The sequence below is a fragment of the Amycolatopsis sp. NPDC004169 genome (genome assembly GCF_040610315.1).
Taxonomy (GTDB): domain Bacteria; phylum Actinomycetota; class Actinomycetes; order Mycobacteriales; family Pseudonocardiaceae; genus Amycolatopsis.
Genome location: NZ_JBEXMD010000073.1, coordinates 21,395 through 31,412, shown reverse-complemented (window position 1 = coordinate 31,412; position 10,018 = coordinate 21,395). Strand labels below are relative to the sequence as shown.

Below are 10,018 nucleotides of genomic sequence, written 5' to 3'. Positions count from 1 at the left end.
CCGCCGCCATCTGGCACAACCGCGCCACCGGCCAACCCATCACCCGATCACTGACCGCCTACGACCACTGACCGAGTTACGCATTACTCGTCTAGACGCCGAGATGGCCGAGGGCGTCCTCGGCGACGCGCGTGACGAACGCGGCGTCGAGCGGTTCGCGGGAGAACCAGCGGCGGTAGAACAGCGGGCCGGCGACGGCGGCGGTGACGTCGGCCGGCCCACGGTCTGCGGCCAGCTCACCGCGAGCTCGCGCGCGTTCGGTCACCACACCGAAGGGAGCCATCAACCGGGCGTGGAGATCCGCGTGGAGCCCGGCCAGTTCGGGCTCGCGCTCGGCGGCGTCCACGATGGAGGGCAGGACCGCGGCCCAGCGGGCGCTGCGCAGCTGCTCGGCCAACGCCTCGGTCAAGGCGAGGAGATCCCCGCCGAAGCTGCCCGTGTCGGGGACCGGAGGCGCCGACCCGATCGTCGAGCACGCCTCGATCAGCAGTGCGGCCCGTGACGGCCAGTGGCGGTAGATCGTGGTCTTGGAGACGCCCGAGCGTCGCGACACCTCGTCGATGCTGACGCCGCCGATACCGCCCGCCGAGAGCAACTCGTAGGTCTGGGCGAGCACCGCCGTCTTGGACCGCTGGACTCGAACGTCGACGAAGTCCCCGGATCGGGCCACGTTGTGATCTCCGTTCCTGTTCCGCCACGAAACAGTACGGTACTGTACCGTACTGTTTCGTGGAGCCGGACGGTCCGGCTCGCCGGGAGCAGCCGGGAGAACGCCGTGAAGTTCGCCTCAGTACGCCTCGTCACCGATGACCTGCCCACCCTGACCGCTTTCTACTCCACGCTCACGGACACCGAGCCGGTGACCCCCTACGGGTCCGGCGGCTACGCCGAACTGCACACCGAAGGCGGCATCGTCGCGCTGGCCGACAGCGCGGCGGTCAAGCGTTTCAACAACAACGCCGCCGTGGCGGCCGCCAACCGGTCCGCCATCATCGAGTTCGAGGTCGACGACGTCGACGCCGAACGCGCCCGCCTGGGCGACCAGGTCACCGCGTGGGTTCAGGAACCCACCGACCAGCCATGGGGTAACCGGTCGATGCTCCTGCGCGACCCCGACGGCAACCTCATCAACATCTACTCCACCGGGCACTGAACGGCCCAGCGCGATGAGGCGTACCGCCGATGGCACTGAGGACAGGTTCTAAGGCGCGGTCGGCAGCTCCGCCTCGTATGCCCGGTGCAGCAGGTCCACGAAGGACGGTGCCTCCGGCCACGCCACGGTCCCGAGCCGCCGCACGGCCACGCCCGGTGTCCACGAGTTCATCACCACGGCCCCGGCCAGGCCCGGCAGGTCGGCCTCGGTCAGCTCCTCGGCGCGCTGGGGCACGCCGAGGCGGTCGAGCTGGCGGGCCACGATGCCCATCGTCGTCCCGCGCAGCATCGGGGCGTCGGGCCACACCACCGCGGTGCCGTCCCAGAAGGCCAGGTTCCAGATGGTGGCCTCGGTGAACCGGCCCCGGCGGTCGACGAACGCCGCGTCGTCGACGTCCTGGGCGAGCGCCTGCCGGTGCAGGTAGGTCTTGGCCACCTCGCCGACGTGCTTCACCTCCGGGAGGAACCGTTCGTACTCCGTGATCGCCAGCGTGAGCGGCCCGGACGGCGCGGTGGCCGGGGGACCGGTGCGGACCAGCACCTCCGGTTCCTCCCCGGCCGGTGAGAACACCGTCGCGGTCAGCGAGACGTCGGCGGGCCCGGCGGCCAGCGCCGACCGCAGGTACGACCGCACCCGGTCGTCGGGCACTGCCCGGCCGAACAACTCGGCCGACGCCGTCCGCAGCCGGTCCAGGTGCAGGTCGAGGCCGCGGACCCGGCCATCGCGCACCTGCATGGCGGTGAAGTGCGCGTAGCCCGCGAACGCGAGCGGGGCCAGCTCCTCGGCCGTGGCCGGCCGCCCGTTGTGGTGTACCGCGAAGAAGGACATACCGGCACCGTAGTGATCACAGGGCGGCCGGGGACTCCGCGTCCGGGATCAGCAGCCGGGGCGGGCCCGAGCCGTCGGCCGGGACCGACCAGACGTCCGCGTGGCCCGGGCCGCGGGGCAGGCCGTAGCCGATCGTGCGGCCGTCGAGCCAGGCCGGCTGGTCGTCGACGCTGCGGGTCTCGGCCAGCGGCGTCACCTTCGCCGTCGCCAGGTCGAGCACCGACAACCGCCACCCTCGCGCCGGGTCACCGTCCACAGCGGACTTGAAGGCCACCCGCGTCCCGTCCGGGGACAGCGACGGGCACTCGACGTTCTCGCGCAGCGTGCGGACCGTGTGCGCGGCGAAGTCGCCCGCGACCAGGTAGCGGTGGCCCGCCGTCGACATCGTCGCGTAGAAGTGGCGGTCGTCGGCGGTGAACGTCACGCCCCAGAAGTTGAGGTCGGCCGCCTGGTACGGCTTGCCGTCGCGGGTCACCGCGTAATCCTCCAGCGTGCCCGCGAGGTCGCCCGTCGCCGTGTCGAGGATGCCGGCGCGGGTGGAGAACATGCCGCCGTTGTAGGAGTCGCCGGTGACGAAGACCGTCCACGCGAGCATCCGGCCGCTCGCCGAAACCCGCGCCCGGTTGGGCAGCCCGACCAGCGGGAGCTCCCGCTGCACCGCCAGGCCGGCGTCGAGCACCGCCAGCTGGTAGGTGGTCAGGTCGCCGTCCTGGCGCAGGCAGAGCCCGGTGCCACCGGCGGCGTACACGCGCGCGCACGACAGCGGCGACACCGTCCGCGGGCCGGCGGGATCGGTGGCGGACACCGTGGCGACGTGCCCGCGGTCGGCGTCGGCGGTGCTGCGGAACAGCAGCCGCGGCCCGGGGTCCAGGCGGACCGCGCCGGTCGCGGTGACGTCGTGGCTGCGCGCGCTCGCGAACCCGACGTACGCGACCGCGGCCCCGGCGAGCACGAGCACCCCGGCGACCGCGATCAGGATGCGGATTTTCACGCCGTCGCCTTCCGCAGCACCGCGAACGTCGTGGCGATCGCGACCACCGCCCCGCCCGCGGCGACGGCGATGGCGAGGTCCGCGCCCCAGAACTGCCAGGCGAGTCCGAACAGGACGGACGAGGCGAAGTAGGCCAGCGCCTGCGCGGTCTGGACGAGGGAAATCCCCGTGGTGCGCAACGACTCCGGCAGCAGGGGGCCGGCGAGAGCCATCAGGACACCGTCGGTCGCCGCGTAGAACGCGCCGTACAGCGCGAGCGCGAGGACGAACAGCGGCCAGCCGGACACCGGGCCGGCCAGCAGCAGGTAGACCAGCGCGAGCGCGCCGTAGCCGCCGAGCACCACCGGCAGCCGCCCGACCCGGTCGGCGAGCGCGCCCAGCGGCGCGGCGAGCAGCAGGTAGCTCAGGTTCGTGCCCACCGCGAGCAGCGGGAACCAGCCGGTGGCGATGTCCTCCTTGTGCTGCAGCAGCAGGTAGACGAACCCGTCGCCGACCGTGGCCAGCCCGAGCACGCAGGCGGCCACCAGCAGCCGCCGCACCCCGTGCCCGCGCAGCAACGCCGCCGCCGCGCGCGGCGAAACCGGTGTCCCGGCGGCCTTCGGCGTCCGGCGGTCGCGGACGAACAGCACCAGGAGCAGCACGCCGATCGCGGCGATGCAGAAGCTGACGACGAACACCGCGTCGAAGGCCTCGGGGTTCGCCGCGCCGACCGCGGCCAGCACGGCGAGCGCGACCAGCGGCCCGGCGAACGCGCCCACGCTGTCCATCGCGCGGTGCACGCCGAAGGCGCGGCCGAGCAGCGGTTCGGGGGCCGACAACGTGATCAGCGCGTCCCGCGGCGCCGTGCGCAGGCCCTTGCCGGCGCGGTCGAGGGTGATCACCGCGCCGATCGCGGCCGCCGATGACCCGGCCACGAGCAGTCCGAGCTTCATCACCGCGGACAGCGCGTAGCCGGCGCCGGCCACGACCTTGCGCCGCCGGATCCGGTCGGCGACGTACCCGCCGGCGATCCGCAGCACCGCCGTCGCACCGGTGTAGAGGCCGTCGACCAGGCCGTACGCGGCCGGGCTCAGGTGCAGGCCGAGGACCAGGTACACCGGCAGGACCGCGGTGACCATCTCCGAGGACACGTCGGTGACCAGGCTGACCGCACCCAGCGCGAAGACGTTCGCGCCGACCGCCGAGAGCTTGCGCCGGGACACCGTCCCAGCATGCTCTCGGCGGCCGATGGTGGACAGGTACACGCGATTACTGCCAGACGTCGAGGATCGGCGACTTGCTCGCGGCGTTGCCGATGCCGGGCAGGCCGTAGGCCGCCTCGATGGTGCGCAGCACGGTGTAGTGGTTGATCGTTTCGCTGTAGCTGCCGACCTTGACGTTCGCGCCGGTGAAGGTGGTGAAGATCTGGTTGACCGAGGTGTTGCTGTCCTCGTCGAAGGTGGTGATCAGCAGGCTGTTGTGCGTCTTGGCCCACTGGGCGTAGGCGTCGAGGTTCTTCTTCAGCCAGGTGTCGCCGGTGCCGATGCTGCAGTCGTGCATGTCGTTGCACATGTCCGGCGTCACGAAGGCGACGGTCGGGAGCTGGGTGAAGTCGGACGGGAAGCTCGAGAACCGGACGTTGCTCGCGGCGGGGACGTTCGAGAAGTCGACCCAGCTGTTGTGCTTGCGGCGGTAGGTGCCGCTGGAGCAGCCGGTGTAGCCGTCCGAGGGCATCGCTTCGGAGTAGCCCTTGAAGGTCTTGCCCGCGTCGATCAGCTGGCGGCCGAGGTTGGCCTTCGCGCCGAGGTTGGCGGGGCAGGTGTCGTCGGTGACGCCCTGCGTGGCCCCGGAGAAGAGGGCGACGTAGTTGGGCTGGCTCGGGTGCGTGATCGCGAAGGAGCTGGTGAACTTCGCGCTCTGCGAGGCGAGGGTGTTGAAGTAGGGCGCACTGGAACTGCCGTTGATCGAGGAGTACTTCTTGTTCTCGAACATGACGAGGACGATGTGGTCGAACGCCGGCACGGCCGCGGCGGTCGGCCGGACGGCGGCGGGCTCGGCGCCGGCGGTCGCCGCGGTGACGGCTCCGGCGGTGACCAGGGCGGCCGCGGCGAACGCGGCGAAGATCCGCTTGCGGATCATGGGTCCTCCAGCACTGAGTGGGCGGGCGCCTCATGGTGCCCACGGCAGGGGACCGGATCGTGAGGTGCTGTGGTCCGGGACGTGAACACCAGGAAACCTCCGGCGGACAACGGAAAGAGTGGGTGAATGGCTTTCCGGTGTCAACCTCCTTTGGTTGGGGCGCCAGGCGTTTGACAGGTCGTTCCCAGCTCGTTCAAAGGAACGGCGCCGAGACTCGGTGCCATGGAACCCACCACCCCGCCCGGACCGGCCCGCCGCGAGCAGGGCCGCCGCAAGGCCGCACTGGCCACGGCGGCCGCCGCGGTGCTCGGCGCGGCCGCGGTCGGCGCGATCGGCTTCGGCCTGTCGGCGGCTTCGACCTCCTCCGATTCGACCTCGTCCGATTCGACCGGCACTGATTCGACCGGGTCACCGGATCGGTTGCAGGCGCCGGACAGCGGGCTGGGCAGCGGTTCCGGCCAGGCGCACACCGGATCGGGTGCGTCGTGACCGCGGCGTTCCCGGCGCTGGGCACGACGGCGGAGCTGGTGGTGACGGATTCCACCCGGCTGGGGGAGGCGGCCGCGCTGCTGCGTTCGGAGCTGGCCGCGATCGACGCGGCGTGCAGCCGGTTCCGGGCGGATTCGGAGATTTCGCGGCTGCACTCGGCGGCGGGACGGCAGGTGCGGGTGGGGCCGCTGCTGGCGGAGGCGCTGGGGGTGGCCCTGCGCGCGGCCCGGCTGACGGAGGGATTGGTCGACCCGACGGTGGGGGCGGCGGTGCGCGCGCTGGGGTACGACCGTGATTTCGCCTGCCTGGCCGGTGATCGGGACACGGGGGGTGCCGGTGATCGGGACGCCGGTGGGTCGTCGGCCGATCGCGGTGGTGGGTGGGCCGGTGCCGGTGGTCGGGACACCGCCGCCGCTTTCGCGGTGGATGGTTCGGTCGGTTCGGGGATGGTTGCTTGCGGGAGCGAGCGAAGCAATGCCGGTGATCGGGACACCGCCGCCGTTCCCGCTCCGGGCTGGCACCGCGTCCTCTTCGATCCCGGCCGGCGGCTCGTCGTCCTCCCGCGAGGCGTGCACCTCGACCTCGGCGCGACCGCCAAGGCCCTTGCCGCCGATCGGGCCGCGCGGCGGATCCACGGCGCCGTCGGCTGCGGGGTTCTCGTGAACCTCGGCGGTGATCTGCGCGCCGCCGGATCCCCGCCGCGCGGTGGCTGGCAGATCGCGCTCGGCGATGACCACGCTGCGGCCGTCGCGCGGCCGGACACCACCGTCGCCCTGCACCGGGATGGTGCGCTCGCCACCTCCGGCACCACGCGGCGGCGGTGGCACCACGGCGGCCGGACCGTGCACCACATCGTCGACCCGCGCACCGGCGACGTTCCCGGCCCGCGCTGGCGCACCGTCACCGTCGCCGCCAAGTCCACTGTGGACGCCAACACGGCGAGCACCGCCGCGATCGTCCTCGGCGCCGACGCGCCCGGCTGGCTCGAACAGAGGCACCTGCCCGCGCGGCTGGTCGGCGTCGACGGCGACGTCGTCACAACGCCCGGCTGGCCCGGCGAAAGGCAAGCAGCATGATCTGGTACTTCAGCCGCGCCACCGGGCTCGTCTCGCTGGTGCTGTTCACCGGCGTCGTCGTCCTCGGCGCGCTCGGCGCCGGGCGGTTCGCCACCCGCGAGTGGCCGCGGTTCGCCGTCGCCGCCGTGCACCGGAACCTCGCGCTGACCAGCCTGGCCTTCCTCGCCGCGCACATCGCGTCGGCCGTCCTCGACGGGTACGTGCCGCTCGGCTGGCTCGACGTCGTCGTCCCGTTCGGCTCGGACTACCGGCCGCTGTGGGTCGGGCTCGGCGCCGTCGCGGTCGACCTGCTGCTCGCGATCGTCGTCACCAGCCTGGTGCGCACCCGGCTGCCGGCGCGGGCCTGGCGCGCCGTGCACTGGCTGGCTTACCTGTGCTGGCCGGTCGCACTGGTCCACGGCTTCGGCATGGCCGAAAACGACTCCGCGTACGGCTGGATCGCCGCGCTCGACGTGCTGTGCCTGCTGGCCGTGCTCGGCGCCGTCGGCTACCGCGCGGCCCACGTCCGCGAGTTCGCTGCCCTGGGAGGCCCGCGATGAGCATCCTGCCCCCGCACCGGCTCGACCTGGCCGGTCACCGGCGCCGCAACGGCGTCGTGCCGTGGGTCGTCTACCAGGACGAGGACGGCCGCGACCGGCTGATCGCCGCGGTCGAGGCGGCGGACCTGCGCGGCCGCGGCGGCGCGGGCTTCCCGACGGCGGTGAAGCTGCGCGCGGCCAGGTCGAAACGCTCGATCGTCGTCGCGAACGGGTGCGAAGGCGACCCGCTGAGCCACAAAGACGTTGCCTTGCTCGCGCTTTCGCCGCACCTCGTGCTCGACGGCCTGCAGCTCGCCGCCCACGCCGTCGGCGCCACCGAGACCGTCCTTTGTGTCCACACGGGCAGCTCGGCGCTGCCGAGTGTCGCCGCCGCCCTCGCCGAACGCGAAGACCGGGTGCCGGTCCGGGTCGTGGAAGTGCCCCGGCGTTACGTCGCCAGCGAGGAGACGGCGCTCGTCCGCTACCTGACGTCGGGCGACGCCCGGCCGCTCGGCAAGCACCCCCGGCCCGCCGAGCGCGGCGTGCGCGGGCGGCCGACCCTGGTGTCCAATGTGGAGACTCTGGCGCAGCTGGCGTCCGTGGTCCTCCTGGGGCCGAACCACTATCGCGCCTCGCGGACCGAACTGGTCACGGTGACCGGCGCGGTGCGCCGGCCCGGCGTCGTCGAAGTGGCGGCGGGAACGTCGCCGGCCGGTGTGCTGGCCGCGGCGGGCGGCGAGGCGGAACCGGTGCAGGCGGTGCTCGCCGGCGGCGCCTGGACCGCGGATCTCACCGGTGGCTGGTCCGGCATCGCGACGGTGTATGCACTCCCGGCGCGTGCGTGCGGCTTGGAATACACGGCGAAGGCACTGGCGTTCCTGGCGGCCGAGTCGGCCCGGCAGTGCGGGCCGTGCACGTTCGGCCTGCCGTCGATCGCGGCGGACTTCGCGGAGCTGGTCCACGGCGGTCCCGCGACGGCCCGGCTGGCCCGCCGCCTCCCGCTGCTCACCGGCCGCGGCGCGTGCACCCACCCGGACGGCGCCGCCCGCCTGGCGGCGAGCGCGTTGCAGGTGTTCGACGCCGACGTCCGCGCCCACCAGGCCGGCGGCCGGTGCCGGATTCCGGCCGGTGTCGCATGAAGGTGACAGTGGACCCGATCGGGTGTCGCGCGCACGGGCTGTGCGCGGACCTGCTGCCGGAGCTGGTGCGCCTCGACGAGTGGGGCTATCCGGTGGTGGCGCCGGGCCCGGTGCCGGCGGAACTGGTGGCGGAGGCCCGCCGGGCAGCCGCGGCGTGCCCGGCGCTGGCGCTGAAGCTGCGGAAGGACGAGCGGCGGTAAACCGGTCGTGCGGGGCGGGGAAGAGCCGTTAGCCTTCGCCACCATGGACGGCAAGCTCATCGACCGGATCCGCGGCGCCCGGCGGATCGCCGCGCTGACCGGCGCGGGCATCTCCACCGCGTCCGGCATCCCCGACTACCGCGGGCCTGACGGCGTCTGGACGCGCACGCCGAGTGCCGTGAACGCCTTCACGCTCGAAAACTTCATGGCCGACGCCGAGGTGCGTCGGCAGTTCTGGCGCGCCTACGAGGGACACGCCGCTTGGCGCGCCGAACCGAACACGGCCCACCGCGCACTGGCGGAGCTCGACGGCGCCGGTGTCGCCGTGCGGGTGCTCACCCAGAACGTCGACGGCCTGCACCAGCGGGCCGGGCTCGCCGCGCGCAAGGTCCTCGAACTGCACGGCAGCATGCACACCACGCGGTGCACCGGGTGCGCGGCCGGGTTCCCGACCACGGAGATCCTCGCGGCCGGCCAGGCCGATCCGGCGTGCCCGCGCTGCGGCGGGATCCTCAAGCTCGACGTCGTCCTCTTCGGACAGTTGCTCGACGCCGAAGTCATCAGCAAGGCGAGGAACATCGCCGCGGCGAGCGGGGTCTTCCTGGCCATCGGCAGTTCGCTGCAGGTGGAACCGGCGGCGTCGCTGTGCACGGTGGCCGTGCGGGCCGGAGCGACGCTGGTCGTCGTCAACCGCGATCCGACGCCGTACGACGACGACGCCGACTTCGTGCTGCGGGACGACATCGAGGCCGTCGTGCCGGAACTCTGCGCCGCGGTGAGCCGGTGATCCGCGAAGCCCGTGGCGGCGACTGGGCGTCGATCTGGCCGATCATCCACGACGTCGTCACCGAGCAGCGGACGTTCCCCTACGACCCGGCGATGAGCGAGCAGGACGCGCGCCGGATGTGGCTGCTCGCGCCACCCGCCCGGGTGGTCGTCGCACTCGACGGCGACCGCGTGACGGGCACGGCGAACATGTACGCCAACCGGCCGGGGCCCGGCAGCCACGTCGCTTCCGGCAGCTTGATGGTGGCGAGGGAGGCGCGCGGCGCGGGGGTGGGGCGGGCCCTGACGATCGACCTGATCGAGTGGGCCCGGCGCAGCGGCTTCGCGGCGATCCAGTTCAACGCGGTCGTCGACGTGAACACGGCCGCGGTCCGGCTCTACGAGAGCTTGGGGTTCGTGACGCTCGGGACGGCGCCCGGCGCGTTCCGGCATCCGGACGCCGGGGCGGTGGGATTGCGGATCATGTGGCTCGACCTGCGGTGAGCCGTCAGGCGGCCGCGTCTCCGCGCTCCGGCGTTTCCTCTCCCTCTTGATCGGCCGCAGCGCTTTCCGACAGTTCTTCGGCGAAGATGGAATCGATCTTCCGGCTCGCGGCCCGCAGTTTCACCACGCTCGCGGCGAAGGTCCCGAATACCGCGACGGGCACCACCAGCAGCGTCCACGGCCACCCGAAGCCGAGGACGGCGGCCGCGAAGATCATTGCGGTGACCAGGAAGACTG

Annotated in this window: 14 protein-coding genes; 8 read left to right on the top strand and 6 right to left on the bottom strand. The window is 72.9% G+C overall.

Going from position 1 to position 10,018, the window contains the following annotated elements; genetic code table 11:
- Positions 1–91: 91 nt before the first annotated feature.
- On the bottom strand, positions 92–670 hold the full coding sequence (locus ABZX11_RS46480; RefSeq protein ID WP_354925239.1) for a TetR/AcrR family transcriptional regulator: 579 nt from the start codon (positions 668–670) through the stop codon (positions 92–94).
- A gap of 105 nt (positions 671–775) precedes the next feature.
- Between ABZX11_RS46480 and ABZX11_RS46475 the strand changes: the two genes are divergently transcribed.
- Positions 776–1,153, top strand: a complete 378-nt coding sequence (locus tag ABZX11_RS46475; protein WP_354925237.1) for a VOC family protein — start codon at positions 776–778, stop codon at positions 1,151–1,153.
- Positions 1,154–1,201: 48 nt separating this feature from the next.
- Here ABZX11_RS46475 and ABZX11_RS46470 read toward each other — a convergent pair whose 3' ends face one another.
- Genes ABZX11_RS46470 through ABZX11_RS46455 form a run of 4 tightly spaced genes read right to left on the bottom strand, consistent with a single transcriptional unit; the run spans position 1,202 to position 5,090 of the window.
- Positions 1,202–1,981, bottom strand: coding sequence for an aminotransferase class IV family protein (locus ABZX11_RS46470; protein ID WP_354925235.1), 780 nt, complete (start codon positions 1,979–1,981; stop codon positions 1,202–1,204).
- A gap of 16 nt (positions 1,982–1,997) precedes the next feature.
- A complete protein-coding gene (locus tag ABZX11_RS46465) occupies positions 1,998–2,972 on the bottom strand; it encodes a hypothetical protein (protein WP_354925233.1) in 975 nt (324 codons plus the stop codon).
- On the bottom strand, positions 2,969–4,174 hold the full coding sequence (locus ABZX11_RS46460) for an MFS transporter (protein WP_354925231.1): 1,206 nt from the start codon (positions 4,172–4,174) through the stop codon (positions 2,969–2,971). Before ABZX11_RS46460 ends, ABZX11_RS46465 begins: the two co-directional genes overlap by 4 nt.
- Before the next feature lie 46 nt (positions 4,175–4,220).
- Complete coding sequence (locus ABZX11_RS46455) at positions 4,221–5,090, bottom strand: alkaline phosphatase family protein (protein ID WP_176171209.1); 870 nt, start codon at positions 5,088–5,090, stop codon at positions 4,221–4,223.
- 222 nt (positions 5,091–5,312) lie between these two features.
- Between ABZX11_RS46455 and ABZX11_RS46450 the strand changes: the two genes are divergently transcribed.
- Genes ABZX11_RS46450 through ABZX11_RS46420 form a run of 7 tightly spaced genes read left to right on the top strand, consistent with a single transcriptional unit; the run spans position 5,313 to position 9,781 of the window.
- Positions 5,313–5,579, top strand: a complete 267-nt coding sequence (locus ABZX11_RS46450; protein WP_354925229.1) for a hypothetical protein — start codon at positions 5,313–5,315, stop codon at positions 5,577–5,579.
- A complete protein-coding gene (locus tag ABZX11_RS46445) occupies positions 5,576–6,655 on the top strand; it encodes an FAD:protein FMN transferase (protein WP_354925227.1) in 1,080 nt (359 codons plus the stop codon). Before ABZX11_RS46450 ends, ABZX11_RS46445 begins: the two co-directional genes overlap by 4 nt.
- Positions 6,652–7,194, top strand: a complete 543-nt coding sequence (locus ABZX11_RS46440) for a ferric reductase-like transmembrane domain-containing protein (protein WP_176171206.1) — start codon at positions 6,652–6,654, stop codon at positions 7,192–7,194. Before ABZX11_RS46445 ends, ABZX11_RS46440 begins: the two co-directional genes overlap by 4 nt.
- Positions 7,191–8,312, top strand: coding sequence for an NADH-ubiquinone oxidoreductase-F iron-sulfur binding region domain-containing protein (locus tag ABZX11_RS46435; RefSeq protein ID WP_354925225.1), 1,122 nt, complete (start codon positions 7,191–7,193; stop codon positions 8,310–8,312). Before ABZX11_RS46440 ends, ABZX11_RS46435 begins: the two co-directional genes overlap by 4 nt.
- On the top strand, positions 8,309–8,512 hold the full coding sequence (locus ABZX11_RS46430) for a ferredoxin (RefSeq protein WP_176171204.1): 204 nt from the start codon (positions 8,309–8,311) through the stop codon (positions 8,510–8,512). The genes ABZX11_RS46435 and ABZX11_RS46430 overlap by 4 nt, the downstream gene beginning before the upstream one ends.
- Before the next feature lie 43 nt (positions 8,513–8,555).
- Complete coding sequence (locus ABZX11_RS46425; RefSeq protein WP_354925223.1) at positions 8,556–9,299, top strand: Sir2 family NAD-dependent protein deacetylase; 744 nt, start codon at positions 8,556–8,558, stop codon at positions 9,297–9,299.
- A complete protein-coding gene (locus ABZX11_RS46420) occupies positions 9,296–9,781 on the top strand; it encodes a GNAT family N-acetyltransferase (protein ID WP_254896833.1) in 486 nt (161 codons plus the stop codon). The genes ABZX11_RS46425 and ABZX11_RS46420 overlap by 4 nt, the downstream gene beginning before the upstream one ends.
- 4 nt (positions 9,782–9,785) lie before the next feature.
- Here the strand turns inward: ABZX11_RS46420 and ABZX11_RS46415 are convergent, their stop codons facing one another.
- The gene (locus tag ABZX11_RS46415; RefSeq protein WP_254896832.1) at positions 9,786–9,998 is read right to left on the bottom strand and encodes a hypothetical protein; all 213 of its coding nucleotides are present in this window, start codon (positions 9,996–9,998) and stop codon (positions 9,786–9,788) included.
- Between the last annotated feature and the right edge of the window lie 20 nt (positions 9,999–10,018).